Origin of the sequence: Shinella daejeonensis, from assembly GCF_024281235.1 — a bacterium.
Classification (GTDB): domain Bacteria; phylum Pseudomonadota; class Alphaproteobacteria; order Rhizobiales; family Rhizobiaceae; genus Shinella; species Shinella daejeonensis.
Map to the genome: position 1 here is coordinate 43,259 of NZ_JAHWXY010000007.1, position 16,054 is coordinate 59,312.

Annotated in this window: 18 protein-coding genes; 16 read left to right on the forward strand and 2 right to left on the reverse strand. The window is 64.7% G+C overall.

Annotation, left to right across the window (positions count from 1 at the left end; genetic code table 11):
- Window positions 1-20: 20 nt before the first annotated feature.
- The 16 genes from KYK29_RS16095 (at window position 21) to KYK29_RS16170 (ending at window position 14,592) form a co-directional block, all read left to right on the forward strand.
- Complete coding sequence (locus KYK29_RS16095) at window positions 21-2,006, forward strand: conjugal transfer protein TraG (RefSeq protein ID WP_254691920.1); 1,986 nt, start codon at window positions 21-23, stop codon at window positions 2,004-2,006.
- A 4-nt stretch (window positions 2,007-2,010) separates the two neighbouring features.
- Entirely contained in the window at window positions 2,011-2,436 is a 426-nt protein-coding gene (locus KYK29_RS16100) for a CopG family transcriptional regulator (protein ID WP_254691921.1), read from the forward strand.
- 72 nt (window positions 2,437-2,508) lie between these two features.
- Entirely contained in the window at window positions 2,509-2,790 is a 282-nt protein-coding gene (locus KYK29_RS16105) for a metal-sensing transcriptional repressor (RefSeq protein WP_254691922.1), read from the forward strand.
- On the forward strand, window positions 2,790-4,103 hold the full coding sequence (locus KYK29_RS16110) for an MFS transporter (protein WP_254691923.1): 1,314 nt from the start codon (window positions 2,790-2,792) through the stop codon (window positions 4,101-4,103). Before KYK29_RS16105 ends, KYK29_RS16110 begins: the two co-directional genes overlap by 1 nt.
- A complete protein-coding gene (locus KYK29_RS16115; protein WP_254691924.1) occupies window positions 4,085-4,549 on the forward strand; it encodes a YqaA family protein in 465 nt (154 codons plus the stop codon). Before KYK29_RS16110 ends, KYK29_RS16115 begins: the two co-directional genes overlap by 19 nt.
- Before the next feature lie 397 nt (window positions 4,550-4,946).
- Complete coding sequence (gene trbB, locus KYK29_RS16120; RefSeq protein ID WP_254691925.1) at window positions 4,947-5,945, forward strand: P-type conjugative transfer ATPase TrbB; 999 nt, start codon at window positions 4,947-4,949, stop codon at window positions 5,943-5,945.
- Window positions 5,942-6,271 carry a TrbC/VirB2 family type IV secretion system protein gene (locus KYK29_RS16125; protein ID WP_028710779.1) on the forward strand — a complete coding sequence of 110 codons (330 nt, stop codon included), beginning with the start codon at window positions 5,942-5,944 and terminating at the stop codon, window positions 6,269-6,271. The genes trbB and KYK29_RS16125 overlap by 4 nt, the downstream gene beginning before the upstream one ends.
- The gene (locus tag KYK29_RS16130; RefSeq protein ID WP_254691926.1) at window positions 6,271-6,552 is read left to right on the forward strand and encodes a VirB3 family type IV secretion system protein; all 282 of its coding nucleotides are present in this window, start codon (window positions 6,271-6,273) and stop codon (window positions 6,550-6,552) included. Before KYK29_RS16125 ends, KYK29_RS16130 begins: the two co-directional genes overlap by 1 nt.
- Before the next feature lie 10 nt (window positions 6,553-6,562).
- Entirely contained in the window at window positions 6,563-9,073 is a 2,511-nt protein-coding gene (gene trbE, locus KYK29_RS16135) for a conjugal transfer protein TrbE (RefSeq protein ID WP_254691927.1), read from the forward strand.
- The gene (trbJ, locus tag KYK29_RS16140) at window positions 9,070-9,852 is read left to right on the forward strand and encodes a P-type conjugative transfer protein TrbJ (protein ID WP_254691928.1); all 783 of its coding nucleotides are present in this window, start codon (window positions 9,070-9,072) and stop codon (window positions 9,850-9,852) included. Before trbE ends, trbJ begins: the two co-directional genes overlap by 4 nt.
- 17 nt (window positions 9,853-9,869) lie before the next feature.
- Window positions 9,870-10,157, forward strand: a complete 288-nt coding sequence (gene trbK-alt / locus KYK29_RS16145) for a putative entry exclusion protein TrbK-alt (protein WP_254691929.1) — start codon at window positions 9,870-9,872, stop codon at window positions 10,155-10,157.
- 2 nt (window positions 10,158-10,159) lie between these two features.
- Window positions 10,160-11,515: a P-type conjugative transfer protein TrbL gene (gene trbL / locus KYK29_RS16150; protein WP_254691930.1), complete on the forward strand. Its 1,356-nt coding sequence runs from the start codon at window positions 10,160-10,162 to the stop codon at window positions 11,513-11,515.
- On the forward strand, window positions 11,512-12,201 hold the full coding sequence (gene trbF, locus KYK29_RS16155; protein WP_254691931.1) for a conjugal transfer protein TrbF: 690 nt from the start codon (window positions 11,512-11,514) through the stop codon (window positions 12,199-12,201). The genes trbL and trbF overlap by 4 nt, the downstream gene beginning before the upstream one ends.
- Window positions 12,198-13,226, forward strand: a complete 1,029-nt coding sequence (trbG, locus tag KYK29_RS16160) for a P-type conjugative transfer protein TrbG (RefSeq protein ID WP_254691932.1) — start codon at window positions 12,198-12,200, stop codon at window positions 13,224-13,226. Before trbF ends, trbG begins: the two co-directional genes overlap by 4 nt.
- Entirely contained in the window at window positions 13,223-14,350 is a 1,128-nt protein-coding gene (locus tag KYK29_RS16165; RefSeq protein ID WP_254691933.1) for a TraB/TrbI/VirB10 family type IV secretion system protein, read from the forward strand. Before trbG ends, KYK29_RS16165 begins: the two co-directional genes overlap by 4 nt.
- Window positions 14,351-14,352: 2 nt before the next feature.
- Entirely contained in the window at window positions 14,353-14,592 is a 240-nt protein-coding gene (locus KYK29_RS16170) for a DUF2274 domain-containing protein (protein WP_254691934.1), read from the forward strand.
- On the opposite strand, the gene KYK29_RS16175 is transcribed toward KYK29_RS16170, so the two are convergent.
- The gene (locus KYK29_RS16175) at window positions 14,585-15,499 is read right to left on the reverse strand and encodes a LysR family transcriptional regulator (protein ID WP_254691935.1); all 915 of its coding nucleotides are present in this window, start codon (window positions 15,497-15,499) and stop codon (window positions 14,585-14,587) included. The two genes, KYK29_RS16170 and KYK29_RS16175, sit on opposite strands and share 8 nt — an antisense overlap.
- 111 nt (window positions 15,500-15,610) lie before the next feature.
- Window positions 15,611-16,030 (reverse strand): c-type cytochrome, encoded by a 420-nt coding sequence (locus KYK29_RS16180; protein ID WP_254691936.1) that lies wholly within the window; start codon window positions 16,028-16,030, stop codon window positions 15,611-15,613.
- Between the last annotated feature and the right edge of the window lie 24 nt (window positions 16,031-16,054).

A 16,054-nucleotide genomic window follows, 5' to 3' on the forward strand; every position in this document is an offset into this window, starting at 1 on the left:
ACCGGAAAGGATCTATGCCTATGTCAGCCACCAAAATCCTCTGGGGACAGATCACCATCGTCTTCCTCATCATCCTCGCCACCACCTGGGGCGCGACGCAATATGTCGCCTGGAGCCTCGGCTATCAGGCCCAACTCGGCCCGCCCTGGTTCGAACTGCTCGGGACGCCGATCTATTATCCACCGGCGATCTTCTGGTGGTGGTATTTCTATGAAGCCTATGCGCCGCCGATCTTTGCCAAGGGTGGGATCATCGCGGCCTCTGGCGGCTTCATCGCCATCGCGGTCGCCATCGGCATGTCGGTCTGGCGGGCGCGCGAGGCGAAGAACGTCGCCACCTACGGCTCGGCGCGATGGGCAGGAAAGCCGGAAGTGAAGGCCGCAGGCCTGCTCGATCCCGATGGCGTGATCCTCGGCCGATATGACCGCGAGTATCTGCGGCATGACGGCCCCGAGCATGTGCTGTGCTTCGCGCCGACCCGTTCGGGCAAGGGTGTCGGCCTGGTGGTGCCGACGCTGCTGACATGGCCGGGTTCGGCTGTTGTCCACGACATCAAGGGCGAGAACTGGCAACTCACCTCGGGGTTTCGGTCACACCACGGCCGGGTGCTGCTGTTCGATCCGACCAACCCGAAATCCTCGGCCTATAATCCCCTGCTCGAGGTGCGTCGCGGCGAGTGGGAGGTGCGCGACGTCCAGAACATCGCCGACATCCTCGTCGATCCCGAAGGCAGCCTCGACAAGCGCAACCATTGGGAAAAGACCTCTCATTCTCTCCTCGTCGGCGCGATCCTGCACGTTCTCTATGCCGAGCCAGACAAGACGCTGGCAGGTGTGGCTAGGTTTCTGTCCGATCCCAAGCGTCCGGTGGACTCCACCCTGCGCGCCATGATGACGACCGCGCATCTGGGTGAGGCGGGGCCGCATCCGGTCGTGGCCAGTGCGGCGCGCGAGCTGCGCAACAAGTCCGAGAACGAGCGGTCGGGCGTGTTGTCGACGGCGATGTCGTTTCTGGGCCTCTATCGCGATCCGGTCGTGGCCGAGGTCACGCGCCGCTCAGACTGGCGGATCAGCGATATTGTGAGCGGCGATCAGCCAACCACGCTCTACCTCGTCGTGCCGCCTTCAGACATCAACCGCACCAAACCCCTGATGCGATTGCTGCTCAATCAGGTTGGCCGCCGCCTGACCGAGGATCTGCAGGCGAACGCCGGGCGGCATCGGCTGCTTTTGATGCTCGACGAGTTTCCCGCGCTCGGGCGGCTGGACTTCTTCGAGACGGCGCTGGCCTTCATGGCCGGCTATGGCCTCAAGAGTTTCCTGATTGCGCAGTCGCTGAACCAGATCGAGAAAGCCTATGGGCCGAACAACTCGATCCTCGACAATTGCCATGTCCGGGTGAGCTTCGCCACGAACGACGAACGCACCGCCAAGCGGGTATCCGATGCCCTCGGCACCGCCACCGAGATGAAGGCGATGAAGAACTATGCCGGGCACAGGTTGTCGCCTTGGCTCGGGCATCTCATGGTCTCGCGCTCGGAAACCGCGCGGCAATTGCTGACGCCAGGCGAGATCATGCAGCTTCCACCTGATGAGGAGATCGTCATGGTGGCGGGCATCCCACCGATCCGGGCGACGAAGGCGCGCTACTTTGAGGATGCCCGATTCCGGGAGCGGGTTCTTTCCCCGCCCGAATTGAAGCGCCCCGAGGGAACGCGCCCCGACGACTGGACCACGCTACCGATCCCCGCGCGACCCGGGCCTGCCGAGGATGACGAGGACCACATGGCAGATGATGAAGATCCGACCGAATCCGAGCGCCGGTTGCAGCCCGAACTCAGCCGCGTGAAGCCGGTAGAGAAGAAAAAGCCCATCGAGAACGAGTTCGAGCCCGATCTGTCCGATGACGTGGACGAAGATGTTGCCCGGAACCGACGCATGATCAGCCAGGTCCAGGGAATCGCCCGGCAGGTCGCTATGAACCCGAACGATGGCATGGAGCTGTAGCGCCATGACACGACGAAAGAAGAAGGCGAAGGTCACGATCTATCTCGATCCCGACGTCACGTCGGCGCTGGCCGACTTCGCGGCACGCCGGGATCGCTCGCAGTCCATGATCGCAGAAGCCGCCATCGCATCCTTCCTGTCGCCGGACGATGCCGAGCGTCGAGAGGCGATCATCGCCAAACGCCTCGACCAGATCGACCGCCGCCTGACGCGCGTGGAACGCGATGTCGGCATCGCCGTCGAGAGTCTCGCGGTGTTCATCCGCTTCTGGGTCACGACAACGCCGGCGCTGCCTGAGCCAGCGGCAAAGGCCGCGAAGGCCAAGTCGGCCGAACGATATGAGGCGTTCATCACGGCGCTCGGTCGGCGCCTCGCGCAGGGGCCGAAGCTCCGGCAGGAGATTTCCGAGGATGTGGCTGGATCAGATTAGTGAACAGATCACATCGCACACTGGCTCTCTGAGAGTCTTGGCATATCCCCTACAGGAGGATAGCATATACCCATGAGCCAGGCACCGCACCCCCACGAAACCCACCCCCAGATCGTCAAGCGATTAAAACGCGCGGGCGGCCATCTGAACGGGGTTATCGAGATGATCGAGGCCGGCAGGCCGTGCCTCGACATCGCCCAGCAGCTCTATGCTGTAGAGAAGGCAATCGCCCACGCCAAGAAGACGCTGATTCAGGATCACCTCGACCACTGCCTTGAAGAAGTGGTTGGGCCGCTCGACCGCGAGCGGCGGCAGTCGATCGATGAATTCAAGGAAATAGCGAAATATCTGTGATGCTGGCGATTCTCCAAAACCGAACCTATCGCCATCTCATTCTTGCTCAGGTCATCGCACTGGTCGGGACCGGCCTTGCCACGGTCGCCCTCGGCCTGCTCGCTTTCGAGCTGGCCGGAGCCGATGCCGGCGCGGTCCTCGGAACCGCGCTTACCATCAAAATGATTGCCTATGTGACGGTCGCGCCCATCGCGTCGGCATTCGCGGAGCGCGTACCGCGCCGCGCTATGCTGGTTGCGCTCGATCTCGTGCGCGCCGCCGTGACGGTGTTTCTGCTGTTCGTTACCGAAATCTGGCAAGTCTATGTCCTGATCTTCGTGCTGCAATCGGCCTCGGCCGCCTTCACGCCGACCTTTCAGGCGACAATCCCCGACATTTTGCCTGATGAGCAGGAATACACACGCGCCCTGTCACTCTCCCGGCTCGCCTATGATCTGGAAAGCGTCGTCAGCCCAATGCTGGCGGCGGCGCTGCTTGCCTTTATCTCCTTCCACAACCTGTTCGCCGGCACGATGATCGGTTTCCTGATCTCGGCGGCGCTGGTGCTGTCGGTCGTGCTGCCAAGCCCGAAGCCGTCGCAGCCGCGCGGCATCTATGATCGGACAACGCGCGGCATCCGCATCTATCTGGCGACGCCGCGCCTGCGCGGGTTGCTGGCGATCAATCTCGCTGTCGCTTCGGCCGGAGCATTGGTGATCGTCAATACGGTCGTCTATGTGCAGGTCGTTTTCGGTCTTGACCAACAGGCCATGGCGCTGGCACTCGCCGCTTTCGGCGGAGGCTCGATGGTCGCGGCACTCGCCCTGCCGAAGCTGTTGGAATCGGTTCCCGACCGCACCGCGATGCTGGCGGGTGCGTCGCTGCTGGTGGTGGGAACGCTGGCGGCGGCCGCGCTGCCCGGTTACGGCTGGCTGCTGCCCCTCTGGTTCTTGCTCGGTCTTGGCTATTCAACGGCGCAGACGCCATCCGGCCGCCTGCTTCGGCGCTCGGCCAACCCGGAGGACCGCCCGGCGCTATTCGCTGCCCAGTTCGCACTTTCCCATGTTTGCTGGCTGATCGCCTATCCGCTCGCCGGATGGGCCGGCGCGGCGCTCGGCCTGCCGATCACGGCCGTCATCCTGGCGGCTGTGGCCGCCGTCGCCATCATCACCGGCTTGGCCGTCTGGCCGTCAGATGACCCCGAAATTGTCGCGCATCGCCATGACGACCTTCCAGCCGACCATCCGCATCTTGCGGAGGCCGGGCATGGGCATCGTCATGCCCATGCCTATGTGATTGACGATATGCACCTCGCATGGCCGCGCGAGCGCTGACCGGGAACGTGGAGGACGTGCTCTCGCTGGCCGGGCTGTTCGCCATCGCCTTCATCGCCGCCACGATCCTGCCGGCCCAATCGGAGGCCGCGCTAGTCGGGCTACTGGTCCTCGGTAAGCAATCACCTGTCCTGCTGGTGATCGTCGCGACTATCGGCAATGTGCTCGGCTCCGTTTTCAACTGGCTGCTCGGGCGATGGGTCGAGCACTATCGTCATCGGCGCTGGTTTCCAGTTAGCGAACAAACCCTCGACCGCGCAAACGGCTGGTATCGACGCTGGGGCCGCTGGAGCCTGCTCTTGAGCTGGGCACCGATCGGCGGCGATGCGCTCACCGTGGCGGCCGGCGTCTTGCGGGAACCGTTCGGGAGTTTCCTACTGCTCGTGACGATCGCGAAAGCGGGCCGCTACATTGTGCTCACGGCCATCACGCTTGGGTTGTTCTGATGTAGCAGCTCTATCGGCAGATCGTAGCGGTCCAGCGCGAAATCTAACTCACTTTCGCTGACCGCATCGGATCGTTCGTCAAGTCCGGCGACTGGTTGGAATTAGTCGTCTATCTGCCAATTGGCATTGTATTCGGAGCGCCGCACGCCCTGACTCACCACCCCCTGTTAACATGCACGACGATAAAACGAGGCTCTCTTAGAAGCCGGTCGAATCAAGTGATGATCATGGGAGGAGGAACGCAGCCTGGTGCAGCGCATGGCCACCGCCGTTCTCCTGTATTTTTAACCCACGCTACTACGACGACAGAAACTTGTTGAATCGGCCCGTTTTACGACTCTTTTAGTGATCCCCATCCGGGGATCGCATCTTGCCTCCCCGGTTGAGCGGGGACGAGATGGCTGGCAGCAATCACAAACAGGCAAGTGTTGACCGCGGCGCCCGCATGCTCCGAACGGCGCTCGGGCCCGCCATCTCAACCCTGCTGCAGGACACGTCCGTCGTCGAGGTCATGCTGAACCCCGATGGCCGGATCTGGGTGGACCGGCTGTCCGAGGGTCTGGCTGATACCGGCGAGATGCTGTCCGCCGCCGATGGCGAACGTATCGTGCGGCTGGTTGCTCACCATGTCGGCGTCGAGGTCCATGCCCGCAGCCCGCGCGTCTCGGCCGAACTGCCCGAGACTGGTGAGCGCTTCGAGGGACTGCTGCCGCCGGTCGTGGCCGCTCCGGCCTTCGCCATCCGCAAGCCCGCCGTCGCGGTGTTCACGCTCGAGGATTATGTCGCGGCCGGGATCATGTCCGGCGATCAGGCGGAAACGCTCCGCACCGCCGTTCAGTCGCGAGCGAACATCCTCGTGGCAGGCGGCACTTCCACCGGCAAGACCACGCTGACCAATGCGCTGCTCGCCGAGGTGGCGAAGACGCAGGATCGCGTCGTCATCATCGAGGACATTCGCGAGCTGCAATGCGCCGCACCCAATCTGGTGGCGATGCGGACCAAAGATGGTGTCGCCACGCTCTCCGATCTGGTGCGTTCGTCTCTACGTCTGCGCCCCGACCGTATACCGATCGGCGAGGTCCGTGGTGCCGAAGCGCTCGATCTCCTTAAAGCCTGGGGCACGGGCCACCCCGGAGGAGTCGGCACGATCCATGCCGGCTCCGGCATTGGCGCGCTGCGCCGCCTCGAACAGCTCATCCAAGAAGCCGTCGTCACCGTCCCACGCGCCATGATCGCGGAAACCATCGACGTGGTGGCCGTTCTCGCCGGTCGCGGTTCCGCACGGCGGCTTGTCGAACTCGCCCGCGTCGAAGGTCTCGGAGCCGACGGCGACTACCGGATTTCTCCCGCCTTTTCAGAACCCGACACCACTCGCAACACTGGAGAACCTGCATGATCCGTCGTGCCTTCCGCATCCGTCACCATATCGCTACCGCCTCGGCCTTCGCCTGGGTGAGCCTGATGACATCCCCGGCCTGGGCCTCGGGCTCTTCGATGCCCTGGGAAGCGCCGCTGCAATCCATCCTCGAATCCGTCGAAGGGCCGGTGGCCAAGATCGTGGCGGTGATCATCATCATCGTCACCGGCCTGACGCTGGCTTTCGGCGATACCGGCGGCGGTTTTAGGCGGTTGATCCAGATCGTCTTCGGCATCTCCATCGCCTTCGCCGCCAGTTCGTTCTTCCTCTCGTTCTTCAGCTTCGGCGGCGGGGCGCTGGTCTGATGGCCGTGAGTTTTGAGGCCCTCGACGCGGTGCCGGGCTTCGCTGTCCCGGTCCACCGCGCCCTGACCGAGCCGATCCTGCTCGGCGGTGCGCCGCGATCCGTCGCCATCCTCAACGGCACGCTGGCCGGGGCGGTCGGCCTCGGCCTCCAGCTCTGGTTCGCCGGCATTCTCATCTGGGCGGTCGGCCATATCGCAGCCGTCTGGGCCGCCAAACGCGATCCGCTCTTCGTCGAGGTCGCGCGCCGCCATCTGCGCATCCCCGGCCATTTCTCGGTGTGAGGCACGAGCCATGATGAATCTCGCAGAATACCGCCGCACCGCCTCGCGCCTCGCTGATTACCTTCCCTGGGTGGCGCTGGTCGGCTCCGGCGTGGTGTTGAACAAGGACGGCTCGTTCCAGAGGACTGCGAAGTTTCGCGGGCCGGATCTGGATTCTGCCGTCGCGGCGGAACTGGTCGCGGTGGCCGGACGGCTGAACAACGCCTTCCGCCGCCTCGGCTCCGGCTGGGCCATCTTCGTCGAGGCGCAGCGATCGGAGGCCGCGACCTATCCCGCGAGCCGCTTCCCCGATCCCGCCTCCGCGCTGGTCGATGCCGAGCGCAAGGCCGATTTCGAGGAAGAAAGCAGCCATTTCGTCTCGGGCTACTTCCTGACCTTCCTGTGGCTTCCGCCTGCCGAGGATGCGGCGCGCTCGGAGTCCTGGCTTTACGAGGGCCGCGAGACTTCGGGCGTAAATCCCTGGGAACTGGTGCGCGGCTTCATCGACCGCACCGACCGCGTGCTGGCGCTGCTCGACGGTTTCATGCCGGAGTGCCGCTGGCTCGATGACGCCGGGACGCTGACCTACCTGCATTCGTCGATCTCGACCAACCGGCATCGCGTGCGCGTGCCGGAAGTGCCGATGTATCTCGACGCGCTGCTGGCCGATCAACCTCTGACTGGAGGATTGGAGCCGCGGCTGGGCAATCAGCATCTCCGGGTGCTGACGATCACCGGCTTTCCAGGCACCACCACACCCGGCCTGCTCGACGAGATGAACCGACTGGCCTTTCCCTACCGATGGTCCACCCGCGCCATCCTGATGGACAAGACCGACGCGACCCGGTTGCTGACGAAGATCAGGCGGCAATGGTTCGCAAAGCGCAAGAGCATCGCGGCGATCATCAAGGAGGTGATGACCAACGAGCAATCTGCGCTCCTGGACACCGATGCGGCGAACAAGGCGGCCGACGCGGACATGGCGTTGCAGGAACTCGGCGCCGACATGGCTGGCATGGCCTATGTCACGGCGACCGTCACCGTCTGGGACGAGGATGCCCGGCGGGCCGACGAAAAGCTGCGGCTGGTCGAGAAGATCATCCAGTCCCGCGATTTCAGCGTCATGGTCGAGACGGTCAATGCCGTCGACGCCTGGCTCGGCAGCCTGCCTGGACATGCCTATGCCAATGTCCGCCAGCCCCCGGTCTCGACGCTCAACCTTGCCCACATGGTCCCTTCGTCCGCCGTGTGGGCGGGGCCGGAACGGGACGATCACTTCGGCGCACCCCCGCTGCTTTACGGCAGGACCGAAGGATCGACCCCGTTCCGGCTGTCCCTTCATGTCGGCGACGTGGGCCATACACTCGTCGTCGGACCGACCGGCGCCGGCAAGTCGGTGCTGCTGGCGCTGATGGCCTTACAGTTCCGCCGCTACGCGCGCTCACAGGTCTTCGCCTTCGATTTCGGCGGCTCCATCCGTGCCTCCGCACTCGCTATGCAGGGTGATTGGCATGATCTCGGCGGCGAACTGACCGACGCTTCCGAAACGTCTGTTTCGCTGCAACCGCTGGCCCGCATCCACGAGACTGCCGAACGGGCCTGGGCTGCCGATTGGATCGTGGCAATCCTGATGCGCGAGAATATCCAGATCACGCCCGAGGTGAAGGAGCATCTCTGGACGGCGCTGACCTCGCTGGCGTCCGCTCCGGTCGGAGAGCGCACCATCACCGGCCTCGCCGTGTTGCTGCAATCCAATGACCTGAAACAGGCGCTGCGCTCTTATTGTGTCGGTGGTCCCTATGGACGCCTTCTCGATGCCGAGACCGAGCATCTTGGCTCTGCCGACGTGCAGGCGTTCGAGATCGAGGGTCTGGTCGGCACCGGCGCAGCGCCGGCGGTTCTGTCCTACCTGTTCCATCGCATCGGTGACAGGTTGGACGGGCGGCCCACGCTGCTGATTATCGACGAGGGCTGGCTGGCGCTCGATGACGAAGGGTTTGCAGACCAGCTCAGGGAGTGGCTCAAGACCCTGCGCAAGAAGAACGCCAGTGTCATCTTCGCCACGCAGTCGCTGTCCGACATTGATAATTCCGCCATCGCGCCGGCGATCATCGAAAGCTGCCCGACGCGGCTCCTCTTGCCGAACGAGCGCGCCATCGAGCCGCAGATCACGGCGATCTATCGCCGCTTCGGCCTCAACGACAGGCAGATCGAAATCCTCGCGCGGGCCACGCCCAAGCGGGACTACTACTGCCAGTCGCGGCGCGGCAACCGCTTGTTCGACCTTGGCTTGTCGGAAGTCGGATTGGCGCTCTGCGCCGCATCGGCCAAATCCGATCAGACGCTGATAAACGAGATTCTTGCCGAACATGGCCGCGAAGGGTTCCTCTCCGCCTGGCTTCACGCACGCGGCGTCGAATGGGCCGCCGATCTCATCCCTGACCTCACCAATCTCGTAACCGAAAACGAAATCCCGCCGCCGACAGTCGCTGACGTCGGCGAAATCGAACTCATCCTGGATGAAGAGGAGATTACCCCATGACGCGCGCAATTCCCCGGTTCACCCGAATGGTCAGCACTTTGGCGCTTGCCCTGGCGCTTGCCGCACCGCCGGCGCTGGCCCCGGTGTTCACGACGCCGGCCCACGCCTTCTTTGGCGGGTTCGGCAGGATCGTCTACGACCCGACCAACCATGCCGAGAACCTGCTGACCGCCGCCCGCACGCTGGAGCAGATCAACAACCAGATCACCTCGCTCCAGAACGAGGCGCAGATGCTGATCAACCAGGCCCGCAACCTTGCGAGCCTGCCCTACAGTTCGCTTCAGGCGCTTCAGCAGAACGTCCAGCGCACCCAGCAACTTCTCGGACAGGCCCAGAATATCGCCTTCGACGTGCAGAACATCGACCAGATGTTCCAGCAGGATTACGGCAATCTCTCTCTCGCAACCACCGACCAGCAGCTCATCGCCGATGCCCGGTCCCGCTGGGAGAATACCGTTGGGGGTCTTCAGGACGCCATGCGGGTGCAGGCCGGTGTCGTCGGTAACATCGACACTAACCGGGCTGAGATGTCCGCGCTCGTCGGCGAAAGCCAGGGCGCGACGGGCGCGCTTCAGGCCACCCAAGCCGGCAACCAGCTTCTCGCGCTCCAGTCGCACCAGCTTTCCGACCTGATCGCGGTCATCTCAGCGAACGGTCGCGCCGATGCGTTGACAGAAGCGGAGCGAGCGACCGCCGCTGAGCAGGGCCGTATCCAGCGCGAGCGCTTCCTGGCACCGGGCAGCGGCTACCAGCCCGGCAACGCGCAGATGTTCAACTGACGCCGGGAGGGCAGATCATGGAAGGGAAGGTGCTGGCCCGCATCGCGGCCATCGTATTCGTCACTGTCGCGATCACCGCGGCGATCATCGAGATGACCCGCGAAGAAGCCCCCGCGCCAGCACCTTCCGCTTCTTCACTTGCGCGGCAGGTCGATCCCCTGCGCGAAGGGCAGCGCCGCTGTCAGGAGATGGGCGAAGCGGCAGCCAATGATGTCGAATGCCTGGGCGTCTGGGCCGAGACCCGCGACCGCTTCCTCGGCCGGGCGCCCGCGCAGTCGACGCCCGGCCCGGATGGGGGACGATAGTCATGGGCGGAACGGGGGTCATCGACAACTTTCTCGGCATCTTCACCAGCTATATCGACTCGGGCTTTGGCCTGCTCGGCGGTGAAGTGGCCTTTATCGCCACCACACTCATCGTCATCGACGTCACGCTCGCTGCCCTGTTCTGGGCCTGGGGCGCAGATGATGACGTTCTCGCCCGCCTGGTGAAGAAAACCATCTTCGTCGGGGTCTTCGCTTATCTGATTTCCAATTGGAACAACCTCTCCCGCATCGTCTTCGAGAGTTTCGCCGGCCTTGGCCTCATGGCCTCGGGCACCGGCTTTTCCGCTGCCGATCTCCTGCGCCCAGGCCGCGTTGCGCAGATTGGCCTCGATGCCGGTCGGCCGCTGCTCGAATCCATCTCCGATCTCATGGGCTGGATCGCGGTCTTCGAGAACCTGGTGCAGATCCTCTGCCTGTTCTTCGCCTGGGCGCTGGTGATCCTCGCCTTCTTCATCCTGGCGATCCAGCTCTTTGTCACCCTGATCGAGTTCAAGTTGACGACGCTTGCGGGTTTCGTGCTGATCCCCTTCGGGTTGTTCGGTAAGACCGCCTTCATGGCCGAGCGCGTGCTAGGCAATGTCGTGTCGAGCGGCATCAAGGTGTTGGTGTTGGCCGTCATCATCGGCATCGGCTCAACGCTCTTCGGCCAGTTTACGGCCGGCTTCGGTGGCGCCACCCCCACCATCGACGACGCGATGGCGATTGTGCTGGCAGCCTTGTCGTTGCTTGGTCTCGGCATATTCGGCCCCGGCATCGCCACCGGCCTTGTCTCCGGTGGTCCCCAACTCAGCGCCGGCGCCGCCGTTGGGACCGGCCTCGCTGTCGGCGGTGCCGCAATCGCTGCCGGTGGCGCGACCATGCTCGCCGCGCGGGGCGGCGGTGCCGCACTCTCGGGCGGTGCTGCGCTTGCCCGCGGTGGTGCCTCGGCCGCCGGTGCGGCCTCGTCGGCCTATTCCCTCGGCTCCATGGGCGACTCCGCCGCGGCCGGGGTCGCCTCCGGCCTTGGCGGTGTGGCCCGTGCCGCAGGCTCGGCTGCCATCTCGCCTTTGAAGCGCGCAGCCTCCCGTGCCGCCGACAGCGTGAAATCCAGCTACTCCGATGGCGCAAAAGCCGGGTTCGCGGCGTCCGGCGGCAGCTCCTCGATGGGCACGGTCGGGGGCGCCCCGTCGCCCGAGCCGTCACCCCCTGCAGCAGATGGGCCGCCGGCCTGGGCGCAGCAGATGCGTCGCAGCCGGGCGATGAGCCATGGCGTCACCGCTGCCGCCCATGCCGTCCGGTCCGGCGACAGCCACGGTGGCGGCTCTTCCGTCAGCCTTTCCGAAAGTGACCGCACATGAACATCTTCAAACGACCGACGACCCATTACGGCAAGGTGCCGGAACCCGAAACGCCCTATCAGCGCGCCGCACAGGTCTGGGACGAACGCATCGGTTCGGCCCGCGTGCAGGCGAAGAACTGGCGCTACATGGCGTTCGGCTCAATGATCCTCTCGGTCGGGTTCGCCGGCGCTCTTGTCTGGCAATCGGCGCGCGGGACCGCCGTGCCTTGGGTGGTTCAGGTGGACAATCTCGGCCAGGCGCAAGCCGTCGCGCCGGCAGCGGCCGATTATCGACCCACCGATCCGCAGATCGCCTTTCACCTCGGCCGTTTTATCGAACAGGTGCGCTCGCTCCCGGCGGACGCCATTGTCGTGCGCCAGAACTGGCTCAGGGCCTACGAGTTCACCACCGACCGGGGCGCGGCGGCGTTGAACGACTACGCCCGCTCCAATGATCCCTTCACGCGCGTCGGCCGCCAGCAGATCGCCGTCGAGGTGTCGAGCATCATCCGGGCGTCGCCGGACAGTTTCCGCGTGGCCTGGACCGAACGGCACTATGAGAACGGGCAACTCTCCACCACCGAACGTTGGACCGCGATCCTGACCATCGTGATCCAGACCCCGCGCACCGCCGAGAGGCTCCGCGCCAATCCCCTTGGAATCTACATCAACGCGATCAACTGGTCTCGGGAGATGAGCCAATGAACGCCACGATTTTCCGCAGAGCCGGGCTTCCGGTTTTCCGTAAACCCGCCTGCGCGGCTTTGCTGCTTTCCGCCACCATGCTGGCCGGCTGCGCGACCAACCGGACGCCGGAGTTCAGCTACGACGCCGACGTGCCGCCGTTGCCGACCGTGCAGGCGGCTGCGACCGACACAAGGTCCCGGCCGCTGCATGTCCCGCCCGCCTGGACTGTGGCGCGGGGTGGCGAGGCTGCCGGCACGGCGACGGCCCGCGTCGAGAACGCCAATGCCGCTGCCCGCGTCGAGCCGCGCCGGGAAGGCTACTACAATGCCATCCAGATTTATCCGTGGAGCGAAGGCGCGCTCTATCAGGTCTATGCCGCGGTTGGGCAGATCACCACCATCGCACTGGAGCCGGGCGAAAGCCTGACCGGCGCGGGACCGATTGCCGCCGGCGATACCGCAAGATGGATCATAGGTGATACCGAGAGCGGAAGCGGCCCGACCCGCCGGGTGCATGTGCTGGTGAAGCCGACCCGGCCGGACATCTCGACCAACCTCGTCATCACCACCGACCGGCGCATCTACATGATCGAGTTGCGCGCGCGGGAAGCGCTCTACATGCCCGCCGTCGCATGGGCCTATCCAGCACCACCGCCGGGAAGCCGCGCCACCACGCCCTCTGCCCCCGTCATCCCGGCCGAGGCCGCGCGCAACTATCGCTACGGCTTGCAGGTGCAGGGCAACAGCCCGCCTTGGCGTCCAGTCTCTGTCTTCGACGACGGCAGGCGCGTCTATGTCGTGTTCCCGCGTGGCATCGTGCAGGGAGAGATGCCGCCATTGTTCGTCCTTGGGTCGGACGGCGAGCCGCAGATCGTCAACAGCCGCATCCACCAGAACGTCCTGATCGTGGACAGGCTGTTCGGCGCGGCCGAGCTGCGCCTTGGGAGCGGCGACCGCCAGCAGGTCGTCAGGATCGTCCGCGTCGAGCAGACGCAGGCCGCAGCCCAGCCAGCCGGTGCGACCACGGGAGGATCACCCTCATGAGTGGCACCGACACCACGGCTCCCATGCGGTTGCGCGCCGAGCCGCCCCGCGTCACCCGCCTGTCCCGCAAGGTGCTGGCGGGCGCCGGAGCCGTCGCCCTTCTCGGCATCGGCGGGGCGCTGATCTATGCGCTCCAGACCCGCAACGCGGGACCGGGTGGCAGCGAACTCTATTCGACCGAGAACCGGCCCACGGCGGATGGGCTGGCGGGCTTGCCGCGTGACTATACCGGCCCGGTCCTTGGACCGGCCTTGCCCGGCGACCTCGGCCGTCCGATCCTTGAGGCGCAGAACCGGGGGCAGCCTGTCGCGCCGCCGCCCATCGCGACACCCGCCGTCGATCCGGATGAACAGCGTCGTCTCGCTGAGGAAGAAGCCGCACGGTTGAGCGGTGTGTTCTTCCAGTCCGGCCCGCGCACGGTAGCGCCGGCAGGGACGGCCATGCCAGGCCTTGCCGGTCTCGGCCTCGGCGGACAGCCCGCGACGCAGGACCGGCACACGGCTTTCCTCAACGGGCCGGTGGACCGGCAGACCGTTGCGCCTGATCGCGTCATGCCGCCGGCGTCTCCCTATATCCTTCAGGCCGGGGCCGTGATTCCGGCCGCACTCATCACCGGCATCAGGTCCGACCTTCCGGGCCAGATCACAGCCCAAGTGACGGAGAACGTCTATGACAGCCCGACGGGCTCGCTGCTTCTGATCCCGCAGGGAACGCGCATCATCGGTCAATACGATGACGGCGTAACCTTCGGCCAGCGTCGCGTGCTGCTGGTATGGAATCGCCTGATCCTGCCCGGCGGCCGTTCCATCGTTCTGGAGCGCCTGCCGGGCGCGGATGCCAGCGGTTACGCCGGCCTTGAGGATGGTGTCGATTATCATTGGTGGGATCTGATGAAGGCCGCAGGGCTGTCCACGCTGCTTGGCATGGGCACGGAGCTGGCGACGAGCGACGAGGACCGGCTTATCCGGGCCATCCGCGACGGCGCGCAGGATACCGTCAATCAGGCGGGCCAGCAGATCGTCCAGCGCCAGTTGCAGGTTGCGCCGACATTGACGATCCGGCCCGGTTTCCCGGTCAGGATCATCGTCACCCGCGACCTTGTGTTCGAGCCGGCAGGAGGTTGACCATGACCAAGCTGAAGCTCGGCCCGCTGACGGACGACAAGCCTGTCAAGGTAACGGTGGAACTGCCCGCGTCGCTTCACCGCGATCTGACCGCCTACGCTGGAGTGCTGGCCCGCGAGACGGCCCAGCCCGCCGCCGATCCCGTCAGGCTCATCGTGCCGATGCTGGAACGGTTTATCGCCACGGATCGCGGCTTCGCAAAGGCTCGTCGCTCGCCCCACTCTAAGATGCCGACTACCTGATTTTCGTGGATTTCGCGGATGCCACTCTGGCCATGGCAAGTATTCTGCGTAAGGGGGGATTGTCGTTTCGGGGGGACCAAACGGCCGAGAAGGGAAGTATCTCCCCTTTGATAGGCCGGTAAGTGATGCCGGGCAGCATGGCGACGGTCATGGCCTCGCTCACCAGCGTTAGTCCCCGGCCGATTGCCACCAGCGGCAAGAGGTTGTCGCGGCCGACCGACTGCACCTGGATCTCCGGGCGCCGGCCGAGCGATGCCAGTTCCCGCACCAGATGATCGTGAATCTCCTGGCCTGGCGCAGCCTCGCTGACGATGAATGGCTCCTCGGTCAAATCCGGCCACGACAGTTCGGCGCGGGCGGCGAGGGGATGGCGATCTGGCAGCACCACGAAGACCCGCTCAGACCACAATTGCGCGCGGTCGCAGCCGGGCCAATCCCGATCGCCGGTCAAAAAGGCGACGTCGAGGCGGAACTGCCGGATGGCGGCGACATGCTCCTCGGGATTGCCGTCGACCAACTCGATCCTAACGTTTCCATGCCGGAGGCCATAGGTGTAGAGCAGTTCGGCGAGGAAGCCGGAAGCGATGGAGGAATAGATGCCGATCCGCACCCGTCCTTGCTCGGAACGTCCAGCAGCGGTTACCTCATTTGCGCCTTCACTGATCGTCCTGATCGCTCGTCGCGCACGATGAAGAAAACGTTGACCTGCAAAAGTCTGAGACACGCCCCATGCGTGTCGGTGAAAGAGTGACGCGCCCAACCTGTCTTCGAGATCAACAATGCAGCGGCTGATTGCCGATTGCGACCGTCCAAGTACAACTCCAGCCTTGCGAAAACTGCCATGCTCGGCTGCAGCCACGAAATAGCGGAGATGACGAAGTTCGATTGATTTGGAGTGCCTCGCCATTTGCTACATTATTGTTTGTCGATGGCGAGCGTCTGGACGGTAGCCGAGAATGCGGCAAGACCGCAGCCGGATATGACCTCGGTCACGGCTAGGTCGCCATAGGTCAGCGGCTTATTGAATGCCGTTCGCAACCTGAACCTCCCGCACGAAACGGATGATGCCGGCTAGGTCCGCATCCGTGAGTCCCGGCACCGGGGGCATGTTTCCGAAGCGCCAGTGATGGGCGCGCACCCCGTTGCGTGCTGCCAAGACGAAAGCCATGTCGCTGTGATGACCCGGCTCATAGATTTTGTGGATGAGCGGAGGTGCGGTTCCCGCACGCCCTTCAGCGTTCGTGCCGTGGCAGGAAGCGCAGTTGGCGGCAAATATCTGCTGACCGGCTTCGGCCTCGGGTGACAGTGTGGCCGGCAGAGTTACAGCAGCAAGAGCCTGGCCCTCTTCCGCCGGGCTTGCAGCATCGGGCTGGCTCCAGAGCCACCAGGCACTGCCTGTCGCGATCGCGGCAATCGCCACGAGTATGAAAGTTCGCATGATGTCTTCCTCTGATTTGCTCAC